The 15,530-nt window shown below is 52.9% G+C and carries 14 protein-coding genes, 1 tRNA gene and 1 riboswitch; of the genes, 2 read left to right on the forward strand and 13 right to left on the reverse strand.

The window, feature by feature from the left end:
- Positions 1-9: 9 nt before the first annotated feature.
- The 9 genes from QSJ10_RS07915 to QSJ10_RS07955 form a co-directional block, all read right to left on the reverse strand.
- Entirely contained in the window at positions 10-834 is an 825-nt protein-coding gene (locus QSJ10_RS07915) for a sirohydrochlorin chelatase (RefSeq protein WP_033016971.1), read from the reverse strand.
- A 37-nt stretch (positions 835-871) separates the two neighbouring features.
- Entirely contained in the window at positions 872-2,653 is a 1,782-nt protein-coding gene (gene cobJ / locus QSJ10_RS07920; protein WP_080997631.1) for a precorrin-3B C(17)-methyltransferase, read from the reverse strand.
- Positions 2,654-2,674: 21 nt separating this feature from the next.
- Positions 2,675-3,514: an energy-coupling factor ABC transporter ATP-binding protein gene (locus QSJ10_RS07925; RefSeq protein WP_033016974.1), complete on the reverse strand. Its 840-nt coding sequence runs from the start codon at positions 3,512-3,514 to the stop codon at positions 2,675-2,677.
- Positions 3,511-4,236, reverse strand: a complete 726-nt coding sequence (locus QSJ10_RS07930) for an energy-coupling factor transporter transmembrane component T family protein (RefSeq protein WP_011231297.1) — start codon at positions 4,234-4,236, stop codon at positions 3,511-3,513. The genes QSJ10_RS07925 and QSJ10_RS07930 overlap by 4 nt, the downstream gene beginning before the upstream one ends.
- The gene (locus tag QSJ10_RS07935; RefSeq protein ID WP_011231298.1) at positions 4,220-4,513 is read right to left on the reverse strand and encodes an energy-coupling factor ABC transporter substrate-binding protein; all 294 of its coding nucleotides are present in this window, start codon (positions 4,511-4,513) and stop codon (positions 4,220-4,222) included. The genes QSJ10_RS07930 and QSJ10_RS07935 overlap by 17 nt, the downstream gene beginning before the upstream one ends.
- 4 nt (positions 4,514-4,517) lie before the next feature.
- Positions 4,518-5,234 (reverse strand): energy-coupling factor ABC transporter permease, encoded by a 717-nt coding sequence (locus tag QSJ10_RS07940; RefSeq protein ID WP_230581405.1) that lies wholly within the window; start codon positions 5,232-5,234, stop codon positions 4,518-4,520.
- A gap of 27 nt (positions 5,235-5,261) precedes the next feature.
- Positions 5,262-5,660 carry a (2Fe-2S) ferredoxin domain-containing protein gene (locus tag QSJ10_RS07945; protein ID WP_033016979.1) on the reverse strand — a complete coding sequence of 133 codons (399 nt, stop codon included), beginning with the start codon at positions 5,658-5,660 and terminating at the stop codon, positions 5,262-5,264.
- Between the two features lie 185 nt (positions 5,661-5,845).
- Positions 5,846-6,039: riboswitch (cobalamin riboswitch) on the reverse strand.
- A 60-nt stretch (positions 6,040-6,099) separates the two neighbouring features.
- Positions 6,100-6,585 (reverse strand): ribonuclease E activity regulator RraA, encoded by a 486-nt coding sequence (gene rraA / locus QSJ10_RS07950; RefSeq protein WP_033016984.1) that lies wholly within the window; start codon positions 6,583-6,585, stop codon positions 6,100-6,102.
- Between the two features lie 238 nt (positions 6,586-6,823).
- Positions 6,824-6,895: transfer RNA gene (locus QSJ10_RS07955), tRNA-Gln, on the reverse strand.
- Positions 6,896-7,068: 173 nt separating this feature from the next.
- Here QSJ10_RS07955 and QSJ10_RS07960 point away from each other — a divergent pair.
- Positions 7,069-7,950, forward strand: a complete 882-nt coding sequence (locus QSJ10_RS07960) for a glycerophosphodiester phosphodiesterase family protein (protein ID WP_196332688.1) — start codon at positions 7,069-7,071, stop codon at positions 7,948-7,950.
- Between the two features lie 156 nt (positions 7,951-8,106).
- On the forward strand, positions 8,107-8,985 hold the full coding sequence (locus QSJ10_RS07965) for an IS982 family transposase (protein ID WP_011230510.1): 879 nt from the start codon (positions 8,107-8,109) through the stop codon (positions 8,983-8,985).
- A gap of 54 nt (positions 8,986-9,039) precedes the next feature.
- Here the strand turns inward: QSJ10_RS07965 and pflA are convergent, their stop codons facing one another.
- The 4 genes from pflA to QSJ10_RS07985 all read right to left on the reverse strand — a co-directional run bounded on the left by pflA (position 9,040) and on the right by QSJ10_RS07985 (position 15,445).
- The gene (pflA, locus tag QSJ10_RS07970; protein ID WP_033016988.1) at positions 9,040-9,789 is read right to left on the reverse strand and encodes a pyruvate formate-lyase-activating protein; all 750 of its coding nucleotides are present in this window, start codon (positions 9,787-9,789) and stop codon (positions 9,040-9,042) included.
- A 58-nt stretch (positions 9,790-9,847) separates the two neighbouring features.
- Positions 9,848-12,097, reverse strand: coding sequence for a formate C-acetyltransferase (gene pflB, locus QSJ10_RS07975; protein ID WP_033016989.1), 2,250 nt, complete (start codon positions 12,095-12,097; stop codon positions 9,848-9,850).
- A gap of 288 nt (positions 12,098-12,385) precedes the next feature.
- A complete protein-coding gene (locus QSJ10_RS07980) occupies positions 12,386-14,542 on the reverse strand; it encodes a DNA topoisomerase III (RefSeq protein ID WP_049625997.1) in 2,157 nt (718 codons plus the stop codon).
- Positions 14,543-14,554: 12 nt separating this feature from the next.
- Positions 14,555-15,445 carry an aldo/keto reductase gene (locus QSJ10_RS07985; protein WP_053532841.1) on the reverse strand — a complete coding sequence of 297 codons (891 nt, stop codon included), beginning with the start codon at positions 15,443-15,445 and terminating at the stop codon, positions 14,555-14,557.
- Positions 15,446-15,530 lie beyond the last annotated feature (85 nt).

The raw sequence follows: 15,530 nt of genomic DNA on the forward strand, positions 1-15,530 counted from the left end.
TTTTGTTTTTTAGTGATGATGGTGATGATGATGGTGAGAAACGTGCAGCCGGTATTGACAGATGTCGCAATTCATCGCCACCGTTTGATCGAGCACTTCTTGCAGGCGGTCAAGCACGATATCGATCAGTTTCGGATGAAAACCGACATAATCGGCCAGCGCAAATGAGACGTGCGGGTGATCGAGGCGGTATTGCGCCACTTGCTGTTCAAGCCGCTTGATGAGCACACCGGTGAACAAAAAATACGGCAAAACGACGATCCGCTTCGCCCCAAGCATGAGACAGCGGCGGACGGCGTCATCAAGCGACGGCGTCGTCACCCCCATAAACGCCGGCTCGATGAGCGCATAGCCCGTTTGTTCCCAAAACAAGCGGGCGATTTTATACAAGTCGCTGTTCGCGTCCGGGTCGCTCCCGCCGCGGCCGAGCAAAATGACCGCTGTGCCGTCGTCTGGCTGCTCCGGCCGCTCGCCGATTTCTTGCAATCGTTCGCGCAAAATAGCAAATGTCTGCTCATGGACGCCGATCGGCCGTCCATATCGAAACATGATGTGCGGATAGCGCGCTTTCGCCTCATCGATTTCCGCCGGGATGTGCAGCTTCGAATGCCCAGCCGGCAATAAAATGAGCGGAATGACCGCCACTTCCGCCGCTCCGGCCTCAACGCACCGCGCGATCCCTTCGCTGATCGACGGACGGCCAAACTCTAGAAAACTCGTTTCAACATGGAAAGAAGCAGAAAGACGCGGCCGCAGGCGGTCGACAAACTGCTGTACTTGCTCATTTCCTTCCGGGTCGCGGCTTCCATGGCCGACAAACAAAATGGCTCTCATATTCGCTCTCCTCTCTTTTATATCGCTCCATCCGAGGTTACTCACTGCATGCCGGCGTTTCGATATTCGCCGCCGTCTTGGCCTCCTCGTACGAAAAGCGGCCGATTTGTTTCACGCGGGCAAAAAACTTATGAAATCGTTCGTTCGGGTAAGCATGTTCTTTGTACTGTTCAATGATGTCCGCCACAATGGCCACCATCTCTTCCGGCGGGATGCCTTCCGCGACGAGCTGGCCGGGATGGGCGTTGCGGCCGACCGTTTTCCCGCCCAAAAACAAATCAAATTTCCCTTTCCGGTACACAAGCCCGATGTCTTCGTGCACCGCGCCGTAGCATGCCATGCCGCAGCCGTTGATGCCAAGCTTCAACTCTTTCGGCAGCGCCATGCCCCCAAATCGCCGCGCCAATTCCTCCGCGTATGGAATCGCGTCTTTTTTCTCTCCATCGCAAAAGTCGCATGCCTTCACCGTCAGCACATCACCAACCGGCATCACCATCAGTCCGACAGCAGCGAGCCGATCGACAAGCCCTTTTGGATCCTCTGTCACCCGCTCGATTTTGATATAATGATCCGGCGTGTACGTCATTTTCCCGTCCGGTCCGACCGCTTCGGCAAGCGCGATGAGCTGCTCCGGAGTAAACTGCTTGTTGGCCACCCCTGGGCTCACTGCCGCTTCGAACAGCACGGCGGACGCCTTCTTTGTCGTTCTTCTTTCCAATGCTGCAAGCGCGTCCTCCGCTGTCTCTCTCACCCGATGCAACAGAGCGGATGACGGCCGGTTTTCCGTTTGGACGAATGGCTCCTCCGGCAGCGGAAAAGCGGAAGCTGCCGGCGCCAATCCAGCTTCCTTCGCGGCCGCGTCCACAGCTGGCGGCAAAACCGCTACGGCGGCCAAACCGCGGTCTTTCTCGTCCCCGAAAGCGGAGGCAGCCGCGGCAAACGGCCGAAACGCTTCTCCGTTTTCTTCGTCCGGCTCTCTCAGCGGCTTCGTCTGGTCGAGCGCCCATGGCTCCGCCTCTTTGCGCAGCCGCTCATGCGGCTTGAGCGGCTGGACGGCGGCAGTCAACTGGTATTTGCGCTGGTAGCCGCGCGGCGTGATCATGAGCCCATCGTAAACAAAAGTCGTCGAGTTGCCGATAATGACCGTCGTCAACATGCCGATTTCATGGTCCAGCATATGCGCCAAGTCGGTGAGGACGATATGCTGACGCTCGCGATACGCGCTTTTTACCAGACCGACCGGGGTCTCCGGAGACCGGTGGCGAAGCAGGATGCGCTGCGCCTCCACAATCTGCCGAGTGCGCCGCCCGCTTTTCGGGTTGTACAGCGCGATGACAAAATCGGCCGCCGCCGCGGCGTCAATCCGCTTTTCAATCAGCTCCCACGGCGTCAAATGATCGCTCAAACTGATCGTACAGGCATCGTGCATAATCGGGGCGCCAAGCAGCGCCGCGCACGAATGAATCGCGGAAATGCCGGGGATGACTTCGACTTCAATCGGACTCGCTTTCGTCCACCCTTTTTCGATCAACACTTCATACACGAGCCCCGCCATGCCGTACAACCCGGCGTCGCCGCTGGAGATGACGGCAACCGTTTTGCCGCGCTCGGCCCACTTCACCGCCGCTTGGGCGCGGCTCACTTCTTCGGTCATGCCCGTGCTAATGATCTCTTTTCCAGCAATGAGATCGCGCACAAGTTCGATGTACGTTTTGTAGCCGATGATGACGTCGCTTTCTTCAATCGCTTCCCGAGCCCGTTTCGTCATATGGTCGACGCTTCCCGGGCCGAAGCCGACAATGAGCAATTTGCCGCTCATCATGATCCCTCCTTTTGCCGACTAGCACCCATTTTTCACACTCCATTCGCCGCTCATGTCCCTTTCACGGCGCAACACATCGGGGACGATCTTTTCCTCTGGCCGCCATGCTTGCCAAAGCCGCACGAACAGCGGAACATCCAAGCGAATGTCCAACAGCCGCTGGCGGTCGGCGAATACGTCTTCGGGCGCCCCTTGCATCACGATCCGTCCTTCGTGCATGACTGCGACGACATCCGCCCACTGCCAGACGAAATCCATGTCATGGGTGGCGATCAACACAGTCGTCCCCGCCTGGTGAATGGCGTCAATTTGTTTGAGAAACTGCTTTGTCTGATGCTGATCCAAATAGGCGGTCGGTTCGTCCAATACGAGCAAGTCCGGCTTGGCCGCCATCGTACAGCAGAGCGTCAGCCATTTTTTCTGTCCGAGACTGAATTGATGGGTCGGGCGGTCCAGCCAAGATTGAAGGTGGTATTCCGCCGTAATCGCGGCAAGCGCCTCCCTCATTTTTTCTCGATCGATTCCGGCATGGACTAAGCTGATCGCCAATTCATCACGCACGAGCGGGGCGAGGATTTGATGCTCCGGGTTTTGAAAGACGATGCCGACTTCACGCCGCCATTGCGTCCAATCAGCGCCGCGTTCATACATGTTGCGCCCTTTCCAATACACCGCTCCTTCCTGCGCCCGCAGCAGCCCGTTCAAATGAAGAAACAACGTCGTTTTGCCGCAGCCGTTTGGCCCGATCAAGGCGCATTTTTTTCGCTCTGGAATTTCCCAATCAATCCCATTCAGCACGTACCGTTCTGCTTGATAAGCGTATTTCACTCGTTCCATTCGCAGCAGCAACGTTTTCACCCTTTCCGCCATGCCCACCCAAGCAGCAAGGCCATGATGATGCCGGCCGCAACATCGACAAGAGGCACATGCGCTTTTTCCCGCTGATGCGTATGCCCAGCCGACGCGACGCCTCCACGCGCCGCAAGCGAACGGCTGAACGCTTCATACGACTGCCACGTTTTCATCCATAGTTGGTACATCAGCATCCCGCCATGCCGCCAATGCGTTCCCCCGCTGCGGGCCCGCAACGCCAGCATCAGCTCTGCGGCCGCCTGCTCGAGCAAAAAGATAAAGCGATACATAAGAAAGCAAAGTTCCACGAGCGCCGCCGGCAGCCGCATTCGCCTCAGCACCGCAATCAAGTCCGGCGCCGGCGTCGTAATGAGAAGGAAAAACAAGCACGACCAGGCGGCAAGGGAGCGGACGGCGAGCTTTGCAGCCGGTTGCAGCTGGCTGTCGATGAAAGTTATTTGAAAAGGAACCGACACGGACACAACGAGCGTCAGCAGGCTGAGCCCTAAAAAAACGGAGGCGGCGAGCATCGCTTTTCCATACACGGAAAACGGCACTCGTGCACGAGCGACAATCCAATACGCCATTCCGATGAGCACAAGCCATTGTTCGCGCCAGCCGCCCATCATGACAACGGCAAGCATAACAAACGCCACGATCAGCTTCCACTCCGCCCGCCATGCCCGCAGCCGGTTGTCATACGCCCAACGGTCAAACTCGCGAATCATGGCTGTTTTTCCGCTCCGAACGCCCTTTGTACAACCCGACGACGTAGCCGATCACGCCGGCGCCAAGCGCGGCTTGCAGCGAGAACAGAAGCGTTTCGACTTCGCCGCCTGGAGGGGTGAAGATCGACTCAAACCACGGCCGATAATGCGGGTTGAGCGTTTGAATGGCTTTTTCCGCCTGATCGTCCGTTCCACCGAATTCCGATCCGCGCGCCCACCAAAGAGGAATGATGACAAGCAAAGCAGCCAGCAACACGAGCAAGCCATTTTTCTTCATCGCATTACGCCTCCTTTTCCTTTTGGAACAGCGGAGAAGCTTGATAGGAGGAAAGCCAGTTCCAGACGATTACCGTTATGATGCCTTCCGTCACCGCCAACGGCACTTGAGTAATGGCAAAAATGCCGGCGAATTTCAAAAACGAGGCGGTGACTCCCCCATCAGGAGACGGAAACGCCAGGGCAAGCTGCAGGGACGTCATGACATATGTAGCCAAATCAGACAAACAAGCGGCAAGAAACAAAGCCGCTCGATTGGATACCGCCCCTTTTCGGCACAGTTGATACACTCCGTACGCGACGAACGGGCCGACGATCGCCATCGACATCGCATTGGCCCCAAGCGTCGTCACTCCTCCGTGGGCAAGAAGCAGCGCTTGAAAGAGAAGAACGACTGTGCCGATCACCACCATCACCCATGGTCCAAACAAAACCGAGCCGAAGCCGATCCCGGTCGGATGCGAGCTGCTGCCGGTGACGGATGGAATTTTCAACGCCGACAATACAAATGTAAACGCGCCAGCTAACGCCATCAGAAGCTTATGTTCGGGGTGCTGCTTCAGCGTATGCACAAGCCGCCGCAATCCGAACACAAAGAACGGCAAAAACAACAGCCACCAAAACAGCGCCCATTTGACAGGCAAAAATCCTTCCATAATGTGCATGGCATACGCTTCATTTTCATTCGTCAACAAAAAATAGGAAACGAACAAAGCCGCCATTTTGCTCCATCGAACCGCTCTCTTCATTTATCCCTTCACTCCTTTCGCAGCATGTTCCGTTTTCCGTTTTCCGCTTGGCGCCTCCCGTTCGCCGGCTGGCGTCAACACCAATTCGCCTTCGTATTCATACGTCGCCCACTCCCGCATCGGAACCCCCTCACCCAAATGAGCGCGCACAACCTCCTTCGCCCGCTCCGGCGTTATCTGTCGATACCAGACGCCTTGCGGATAGACGATCATCACGCACGCGTCTTGGCATCGTCCGTTGCAGCGCGTCCTTGTTGTATGGACAGCGTCGTCAAGCCCGAGACGGGCGATCTCCTCGCGCACCGCCGTTGTCACATCATCCCCGCCATGGCGGAGGCACGTCCCTCCGTTGCAAATGAGCACATGATGCTTCATTCCCCGCAAATCCCATGTCGCCACCGAATCCCCCCTTTTTGGCTAGAATGATAGAATTTAGACGCAGACAGACGGGCAGGTTTTCGGCAAAAGAAAAAGCACCTCTACAGCAGAGGTGCAGAAAAATGTATACGAAAGCCGTAAACGGCCCAAACAGGCCCAATGCAGCCATCATTCTCCCGCACGTCTGCCTATAGTCCCGTAGGCATCCGTCCGATCCAAACAAGGCAGGTCTCCTGACTTAGGATCATCGCTTGACGGCGTCTTCCCGAAGCATCCTTCAGTGACTTGTTGCCGCAAAGCTCCCCATCACAGTGGCGGGCACCGTGCCGGATTTTCACCGGGCTTCCCTTTTCACCCAAACCCTAGAGCAGGCTTAGGCACCTTGTTTGTCTTACCGCCATATATGCGCTGTCATGGAACAAGCATCCGTTTTCATCGTAGTACAACCAATGCGTTGCCGTCAACCGTTTTTTGCCGACCAATCTTCGCGGGCGACGACAACGCCGTCGGCATCGGCGTACACGTATGCGCCCGGCTCCCAGCGGACGCCGCCGAACTCGAGCACAACGTCGCGGACGCCTTTTCCTTCTTTTTTGCTTTTCACTGGGCACGTGCCGATCGCCATGACCCCAAGCGGCATGCGGCCGATTTCCGCCGAATCGCGAATGCAGCCGTGGATGATGACGCCGGCAAGCCCCCGGTCGCAGGCGATTTGCGCCAACCGGTCGCCTAATAGCGCCACGCGGCGCGAGCCTTTTCCATCGACCACGAGCACCGTCCCCGGCAGCACCGTCTCGAGCGCTTCACGGACAAGGACGTTGTCCTCAAACACGTCGACCGTCGCGATCGGCCCGGAAAACATCCGTTTTCCGCCGTACGATTGAAACGAAAGTTCGCACACTTGCAACTCATCTAAACATTGATCGCATAAATCAGCTGTTTTCATGATCCTCTCCCCTTTCGTTTTTTTTCATTCGCCACCATTCGTCAAAATCCTGCCGACACCACATTTTTTTGCGGCGCTGCTTCTGCTCGGGCATCGGATGCGTGTCCTTGCGGGGCCGCTGAAAACGATAAAAAGATGTTCTCGTCCCCGCTTTCCGGCGAACGAAAAAACGGCCCCGCACAACATGGCGGAAGCCGTTTTGGCCGCCGGGACGTGCGGACCCCGTCCGGCGATTCAGCTGGGCTAGCTGGATTCGAACCAGCGCATCACGGAGTCAAAGTCCGTTGCCTTACCGCTTGGCTATAGCCCAACGTTTTGTTGTCGTTTACAGTATGCGTCATGATGGTGCACGTTATGCATCAACCTGAATATTCTTTTGCTTGATGTGCGACACTATCGGTACAAACATCCTTTCCCTGCTATATCCCCTCGTTTTCTCTCGCACTTGTTTTTCCGATATGATACTGGAAGGGAGAGATGTCTATGCGCCGGATCACGGTTTTTCGCATCTATCTTTGCGCATTGTTTTTGTTATCGCTGCCGATCGTCTTAGCGGCCGCGGCTGCCTGGCAGCCACCCAGCCAGCCGAAAACCACCGTCATCGCCCACCGCGGCGCGTCCGGACACGCGCCGGAGCATACGCTCTCATCCTACCGCCTCGCCGCCCGCATGAATGCCGATTATATCGAAGTCGATGTGCGCGCAACGAAAGACGGGAAGCTCGTTGTCCTGCATGATGCGACGCTCGCCCGGACGACAAATGTCGAAACGGTTTACCCGCACCGGTCGCCATGGCGAGTCAGCGATTTTTCATTGCGTGAGCTCAAAAAATTGGATGCCGGATCGTGGTTCGATCCACGCTTTGCCGGCGAATGCGTTCCGACGCTTGATGAGGTGGTTCGGATGCTGAAAGCGGAACGTGTAAACGTTCCGTTGTACGTCGAAACGAAACAGCCCGGCATCGAACGGGCGGTCGCCCGCCTATTGCAAAAACACGGCGTTCTCCAGCGCGGAAGCGTCATGTTTCAATCGTTCCATCCAGAAAGTTTGCAGGCGCTCCGCCCGCTCATCCCGCGCGGCGTCCCGCTCATTCAATTGGTCGGCGAAAAGGAAGCGCGAAGTGGCCGCGACGAGCTGTTGCAACAAATCGCCGTCTATGCCGATGGCATCGGCTTGCCGCTCCCAGCCGTCACCGAAGAGTGGGTGCGCGCCGCCCATGGCCGCGGGCTCATGGTTCACGTCTATACCGTCAATGAACCACACGATCTCGCTCGCCTATGCGCCATGGGCGTGGACGGTGTGTTCACCGATTATCCAGACCGCCCTGGCCGCATTGCCGCCTGCCGTCGTTTGCCCCGTCATTGACCCGCCTTCAGGGAGCCAGGGGGAGCTTATTTTTTACATAATGTTATTATGGTTACCCGTGGTGCTAGATAAACTTGAGCAAGCATAAAAATAGCCCTTGCTGGCGGATCTCCTGTAGAATGAAAGTGCGACCTGCCATTCGAAAGGAGAACCCCCATGCAAGAGCACTTTCATTTTACTACAGATCGGGCCAAGATTCAAAAGCAATATGCCGCCATTTTCGTTTTTGTTTCTGCTCAACTTTCATGCATTCAGGTGCATCTTCATCGTCGAAATCGCCATTTGGTCAAGCAAGAGGACGCTGTCATCATCGCCATTCATCTTTTAGGAAAGCTGCTCGGTTTTACTTCTGAACGGGCGTGGCATCGTTTTGTCACGGGAAATTTGTTCACAAACGGCTCGTTTCTCGAACGTTCCCGGTATAACCGCCGTTGCCGGGCGCTTGGTTTCGCCATCAAATGGATCCGTCATGAGCTGGCAAAACGCGGTCAACATCATGCCTATGCCGTCGTCGACAGCTTGCCGCTCCCGTTGTGCCATACGGCAAGAATGCATCGCGTCAAACGGTTTCAAGAGATCGCCGACATCGGGTATTGCGCTTCCAAAAAGCAATGGTACTACGGGTTGAAGCTGCACCTTCAAGTGACCGATCAAGGGCTGCCAATGGGGTATGTGGTGACGGAAGCATCTTGCCACGATCGAATCGCAGCCGAAAGCGTGATGACCCAAATTCCCCACCCGTATAACTTCGGGGACAAAGGATTCATTAGCCGTGACTTGCAAAAAAGGCTGTACGAAGAATACCAAATGGCGCTTTGGACTCCGTCTCGAAAAAACCAGAAACATCGTGCGTCTGAGACATGGGAGCAGTGGATCCAACAAAAACGCAAAGTGATCGAGACGGTGTTCTCGGTTCTGGTTGATCACTATCGCATCACGGGGATCCGAGCCAATTCGATTATCGGATTTGAAGTGGCACTAGACGGTATATTGTTAGCTTATTCCCTGGTTACACTTGGGCTAGTTGAGCGATAAAGCTCAACTAGCACCACGGGTATATATATGTGAAATCAGAAAAAAACTCTTACATTACGTAAGAGGCGTGCTATTTTCCGTTCCATTTAAGATTTGTTGGGCCATTTGTACGCTTTCTTCCGAAGGAGGTTCAATTCCTTCCAAAGGATACTTCAATCCAAGCGCTTTCCATTTGTATACCCCTAGTTTATGGTACGGGAGAATTTCAATTTTTTCCACATTATTTAACGTACGAATAAAAGCGGCGAGACGGCGCAAGTCATTAGGGTCATCGGTAATGGTTGGAACGAGAACATGCCGGATCCAAACAGGAACGTTTTTTTCGGATAAAAACCGAGCAAATTGTAAAATGTGTTTATTTGTTTTTCCTGTCAGTTTCCGATGTTTTTTTTCATCGATATGTTTTAAATCAAGCAAAATTAAATCCGTATAGGAAAGCAATTCATTTAATTTTTGCTGGAACGATGCTTCTGTCGTGTAGCATCCCCCTGACGAATCGATTGCTGTATGAATGCCGAGTTTTTTGCATGCTTTAAATAGCTCAATTAAAAAGTCGATTTGTAGCAAAGGTTCTCCGCCGCTGACGGTAATCCCGCCGCCGGAAGCGTTGATAAACGGCAAGTACGTTTTCACGTCATCGATAATTTCTTCTACGGTCATTTCTTTTCCTTTTCCGATTTCCCATGTATCGGCGTTATGGCAATATTGGCAGCGCAATACACATCCTTGTGTAAAGATGACATAACGAAGGCCCGGGCCATCGACGGTACCGCATGATTCGATGGAGTGAATAAATCCTTTCATACGCATGTTCTCCTTCCTAAGAGAAATATACCCCCTCACAAGAAGGAGGGGGGAGAGATTACATTGTTTCATGGAACGTGCGGTTAATGACGTCAATTTGTTGTTCACGAGTTAGTTTAATGAAGTTGACGGCATATCCAGAGACGCGAATCGTTAATTGCGGATATTTTTCTGGATGTTCCATCGCGTCTAATAATGTTTCGCGATTCAACACGTTAATGTTGAGATGATGCCCGCCTTTTTCCATGTAACCGTCTAAAATAGCGACAAGATTGTGAATACGTGTTTCCTCGTCTTTTCCTAACGCTTTCGGAACGATCGAGAACGTGTTTGAAATACCGTCTAGGGCGTGTTCATACGGCAATTTTGCCACAGAGCTTAACGAAGCGAGCGCACCTTTCATGTCGCGGCCGTGTAGCGGGTTCGCTCCTGGAGCAAACGGTTCGCCAGCGCGGCGGCCATCTGGTGTATTGCCTGTCTTTTTACCGTATACGACGTTTGATGTAATCGTTAAAATCGATAACGTATGTTTTGAATCGCGATACGTTTTATGTTTTTTCAATTTCGTCATAAAGCGTTCGACTAAATCAACCGCAATTTGGTCGACGCGATCATCGTTATTTCCGTATTTCGGGAAGTCGCCTTCAATTTCAAAATCAACAGCAATGCCGTTTTCATCGCGAATCGGTTTTACTTTTGCATATTTGATCGCGCTTAACGAATCGGCGACAACCGATAGCCCGGCAATACCAGTTGCCATTGTGCGCAAAACGTGGGTATCATGAAGCGCCATTTCAATGCGTTCGTAACAATATTTGTCGTGCATGTAATGGATGACATTGAGTGTATTAATATAAAGTTCGGCAAGCCATTCAAGCACTTGATCGAATTTACGCATTACTTCGCCATAATCTAAATATTCGGATGTAATTGGCGCAAATTCAGGACCAACTTGAATTTTTAATTTTTCATCGACGCCGCCGTTAATCGCATATAACAATGCTTTCGCGAGGTTGGCGCGCGCTCCGAAAAATTGCATTTGTTTACCGATTCGCATCGCCGATACGCAGCAGGCAATTCCGTAATCATCGCCAAATTCAACGCGCATTAAGTCGTCGTTTTCATATTGAATCGAGCTTGTTTTAATCGACATTTTCGCGCAATATTCTTTGAACGCTTCCGGTAATTGTTTCGACCAAAGTACGGTTAAGTTTGGTTCTGGCGCAGGTCCTAAGTTATCTAACGTATGAAGGAAACGGAACGAGTTTTTCGTTACTAACGGACGACCGTCGATAGCGACTCCGCCGATTGATTCTGTTACCCATGTCGGGTCGCCGCTAAATAGTTCGTTATATTCCGGCGTTCTTGCGAATTTGACAAGGCGCAATTTCATCACAAAATGGTCGACAAGCTCTTGCGCTTCTTTTTCTGTTAGTGTACCTTCTTGTAGGTCGCGTTCGATATAAATATCTAAGAAGGTGGAAACGCGCCCTAAGCTCATCGCTGCGCCGTTTTGTTCTTTAATGGCGGCGAGATAAGCGAAATAGAGCCATTGGAATGCTTCATGCGCGTTTCGCGCTGGTTTGGAAATGTCGTAACCGTAGCTTAATGCCATTTGTTTCAATTCGTTTAACGCGCGAATTTGTTCAGCAATTTCCTCGCGAAGGCGGATAATGTCTTCCGTCATCGTTCTTGCGCCGGTGTTTTTCAAATCCTTTTGTTTTTCTTCAATCAGACGATCGACACCGTATAATGCTACACGGCGATAGTCGCCAATAATGCGGCCGCGTCCGTACGCGTCTGGAAGACCGGTGATGATTCCTGCTTTGCGCGCTAATCTCATTTCTTCGGTGTAAACGTCAAATACACCTTGGTTATGCGTTTTTCGGTATTCCGTAAAGATTTTTTTCACTTCGTCGCTTATTTTGTAGCCGTATGCTTCACATGATTGCTGCGCCATGCGGATGCCGCCGAACGGCATTAATGCGCGCTTAAACGGTTTATCCGTTTGAAAGCCAACGATTTTTTCCAAGTCTTTGTTTAAATAACCTGGTCTGTGGGAAGTGATGGTGGAAACAATGGATGTGTCCATATCAAGAACGCCGCCTTTTTCGCGTTCTTGCTTCGACAATTCCATCACTTGTTCCCAAAGTTTTTTCGTTGCTTCGGTCGGTCCTTCTAAAAACGATTCATCCCCATAGTAAACGGTTACGTTGTTTAAAATAAAGTCACGGACGTCAATGGACTTTTTCCATTTAGACCCTTTAAAATTTCGCCACGGGTCTAATACAGCAACAGCTTGTTTCATAACAGATCCCCTCCCAATTGTTCAGAACAATCATATATAACAGATCTCATCTCTATGATACTATATTTTTGGATGCTTAGAATCATCTATTATTGAATAGTTTGTGAAATGTTGAACAATTTTAATTTAAAGACAGTGAAAAAAGAAGAAATGACAACCAATGAACATGAAGAAGGATGTAAAAATAAAAAATCTCCATCCCTTGTTATAAATCGGGAGGTCAGATCGGCGGTCCGCCATCGGTCCGCCTTTTTGCCAAGCGCTCCATCCTTTCCTCCCCCGCCCTTGTCACCGCTTCGGAAACTGAAACGATAATTTCTTCTCGTTTTCATCCCAGACAAGGATGGCGTCAAACGTTTTTTCGCCTTTTTTAAACCCTTTGATGACATTCGTTTTCCCTTGCGCCAGCAGTTTTTTCACATTGGCCGCCGAAATCGATTTGCCGAGAATGCGTTTGGAGATCGTAAACGGGCATTTTGTTTTCGCGTACTGGTCGCAGCCGTACAACGTTCCTTTGTCGACGACGGTCCCGCCGCAAAGCGGGCACGGTCCAAGCTTCTCGCCCATCGTTTTTTTCTTCCTTGTCCGTTGGATCGAGGCGGTGTCAACCCCTCTGAAATTCCAATTCGGCGCAGCGGCGATGGCGTCAGCGACCACTTTTTGCGCCAACTTTTTCACCTGTTCCATAAAGGCAGCGGGAGAGGCGCTCCCTTCGCCGATTTCGCTTAAGCGCTGCTCCCATTTCGCCGTCATTTCCGGCGAGGCGAGAATCGTGCCGCCGAGCGCCTCGATCAATACTTTCGCCTTGTCGGTCGCATATACGAGGTTGTTTTTCACTTCAATATACTTCCGCTCTTTCAGCATGGTAATGATCGCCGCCCTTGTTGCTTCCGTGCCGAGCCCTTCCGTTTTGGCGAGCACTTTTTCCAGTTCCTCATCGTCCAAAAATTTTCCCGCCGTTTTCATCAAGGTGATGAGTTCGCCTTCTGTATACCGTTTCGGCGGCTCGGTCTTCCCTTCTTTCACCTTGACAGCGGCCGCTTCCCCCGCCTCCCCTCGCTCAAGGAGAGGCAGCGCAGCATCTTTCTCCTCCTCATGCGGACGGATGACGGCGCGCCATCCTTCCTCGACGACTTGTCTTCCTTTCGAAACAAAGCGGGCCCGGCCGTCAACGAGCGTTGTGACGGTCGTATAATCGATGACCGCCGCCTGATGGTGGGCGGCAATTAGGCGGCGGACGACCAAATCGTACACCTTCCGTTCGTCGGCTGACAGCTTCTCGGGATCCACCACTTGCTCGGTCGGGATAATGGCGTAATGGTCCGTCACCTTTTTCTCGTTTACATAACGTTTATTCTGTAAAATCGACGGCTGCGGCAGCGGAAAATACGAAGCGTACGCCGGAAACGAGGACAGCTTTTGCAAAATGGCGGGAAACGTTTCCGCTTCCCCTTTCGTCACATGCATCGAATCGGAACGAGGATACGAAACGATCCCTTTTTGGTAGAGCGATTGCAGCACATCAAGCGTCTTTTTCGGCGAGAAGCGGTACAACTTGTTCGCTGTCGCTTGCAGCGTCGATAAGTTGAACAACAGCGGCGGCTGATACGTTTTCCGCTCTGTGTGGACGTCGGCGACTTCCGCCCGTTTTCCTTGGCAAAAGGCAGCGATCTTTTTCGCCATCTCCTCGTCCCCAAGACGCGTTTGGCCGTTTTTATCCGTCCATTTTCCTTCATAACGCTTGTCGCCAATGACAAACGAGGCGACGACTTCCCAAAACGGTTCAGGGCGGAACTGCTCAATTTCCCGCTCACGCCGGACGATCAGCGCCAATGTCGGCGTCTGCACGCGCCCGACGGAAAACACATCGTTCATCCCGCGTTCCTTCAGCAAGAGGCTGTACACGCGCGAGGCGTTCATGCCGACGAGCCAATCCGCGCAGGCGCGGGCGTACGCTTCCTCATAGAGCGGGCGCGTCGTCCGTTCATCAAGCAGGCGGCGGAACCCTTCCTCGATCGCCTTCGGAGTCAAGGACGACAGCCAAAGCCGCTTCATCGGCTTGTTCACGCCGCTTAGGCGGATGAGGTTGCGCACAATGAGCTCCCCTTCGCGCCCCGCGTCGCCGGCATGGATGATTTCCGTCACTTCCGGCTTTCGCAGCAATTCTTTCACAACCTTGAACTGTTTCGCCTTCGCTTTTTCGATCTCATACTCAAACCGTTCCGGGATGATCGGCAACGTGCCGAGCGTCCACCGCTTCCACTCCGGCCGATACCGCTCCGGCGGGGCGAGCTGGAACAAATGCCCGATCGCCCATGTCATATACGCCCCGTCGGGAAACAAGTCATTCGGCAAAATTTCGATATAGCCTTGCCGTTTTTTCGTCCGAAAAATCGAGGCGAGCGTCGCCCCTTGGTCCGGCTTTTCCGCGATAATGACCTTCATCGTCCTCTCCCCTTACGGCACATCATGCCCCATGGAGCTTTGTAAGATAGCGAACCATTGCTCGCGGGAAAGCGGAAGCGACAACGCCCGCACCGCCCGCTCGATGCGTTCTTGTTTCCCCGAGCCGACAATCGGCATCATCCGCGCTGGATGAACGAGAAGCCACGCGTACAACACTTCGTCGATCGTCTCAGCGCCCACCTCACCCCGCACTTGTTCAAGCGTCCCGCGCAACCGCACCGCCCGGTCATCGTCAGCGGAAAAAATCACCCCGCCGGTGAGCGGCGACCATACCATTGGCGGAATGCGCTTCTCAAGGCAAAGGTCAACGGTGCCGTCTTCAAGATTTTCCAACTGATACGCCGATACTTCGATTTGGTTGGTCACGAGCGGAAACGGCAAATACGACTGAAGCATTTCCCACTGCGAACGTTTAAAGTTGGAAACGCCAAAATAGCGCACTTTTCCATCCTGCTTGAGTTGGAGAAACGCCTCGGCCACCTCTTCCGGGTTCATAAACGGATCCGGGCGGTGGATAAGCAATACATCAATATAATCGGTATGGAAGTGTCGAAGGGATTGCTCAACCGAAGCGATGATATGATTTTTGCTTGTATCGTATAATTTCATCCCGTACTTCGATGGCAGCTTGATGCCGCATTTCGTCACGATCTCGATCTGACCGCGCAAGCTTGGCTTTAACGCCAGGGCTTCGCCAAAGCGCGATTCACACGTATAGTCGCCGTAAATATCAGCATGGTCAAACGTCGTAATGCCGCGCTCAAGACAAAATTCAATGAGCCCGAGCAGCTGCTCGCGCGAATAGCCCCAGTCCGCAAGCCGCCAACAGCCGTGAATGAGGCGGGAAAACGTCAAATCGTCCGCCAACCGAATTCGTTCCATTGATTGTCTCCCTTTCTTTATTTTTGGCTAAAATCGTTCCGCTTGCGCATACTACCAACAAGAGGAAAAAACGGAAAGGACGTGA

The organism is Geobacillus stearothermophilus ATCC 12980, assembly GCF_030369615.1.
GTDB classification, from domain to species: Bacteria; Bacillota; Bacilli; order Bacillales; family Anoxybacillaceae; genus Geobacillus; species Geobacillus stearothermophilus.

Excerpts from the sequence above, each read along its gene's own strand:
- rraA (WP_033016984.1), bottom strand. The coding sequence starts at position 6,585 with ATGAAAACAGCTGATTTATGCGATCAATGTTTAGATGAGTTGCAAGTG.
- cobJ (WP_080997631.1), bottom strand. The coding sequence starts at position 2,653 with ATGAGCGGCAAATTGCTCATTGTCGGCTTCGGCCCGGGAAGCGTCGAC.
- pflA (WP_033016988.1), bottom strand. The coding sequence starts at position 9,789 with ATGAAAGGATTTATTCACTCCATCGAATCATGCGGTACCGTCGATGGC.
- QSJ10_RS07935 (WP_011231298.1), bottom strand. The coding sequence starts at position 4,513 with ATGAAGAAAAATGGCTTGCTCGTGTTGCTGGCTGCTTTGCTTGTCATC.
- QSJ10_RS07980 (WP_049625997.1), bottom strand. The coding sequence starts at position 14,542 with ATGAAGGTCATTATCGCGGAAAAGCCGGACCAAGGGGCGACGCTCGCC.
- pflB (WP_033016989.1), bottom strand. The coding sequence starts at position 12,097 with ATGAAACAAGCTGTTGCTGTATTAGACCCGTGGCGAAATTTTAAAGGG.
- QSJ10_RS07960 (WP_196332688.1), top strand. The coding sequence starts at position 7,069 with ATGCGCCGGATCACGGTTTTTCGCATCTATCTTTGCGCATTGTTTTTG.
- QSJ10_RS07930 (WP_011231297.1), bottom strand. The coding sequence starts at position 4,236 with ATGATTCGCGAGTTTGACCGTTGGGCGTATGACAACCGGCTGCGGGCA.
- QSJ10_RS07985 (WP_053532841.1), bottom strand. The coding sequence starts at position 15,445 with ATGGAACGAATTCGGTTGGCGGACGATTTGACGTTTTCCCGCCTCATT.
- QSJ10_RS07965 (WP_011230510.1), top strand. The coding sequence starts at position 8,107 with ATGCAAGAGCACTTTCATTTTACTACAGATCGGGCCAAGATTCAAAAG.
- QSJ10_RS07940 (WP_230581405.1), bottom strand. The coding sequence starts at position 5,234 with ATGGCGGCTTTGTTCGTTTCCTATTTTTTGTTGACGAATGAAAATGAA.
- QSJ10_RS07915 (WP_033016971.1), bottom strand. The coding sequence starts at position 834 with ATGAGAGCCATTTTGTTTGTCGGCCATGGAAGCCGCGACCCGGAAGGA.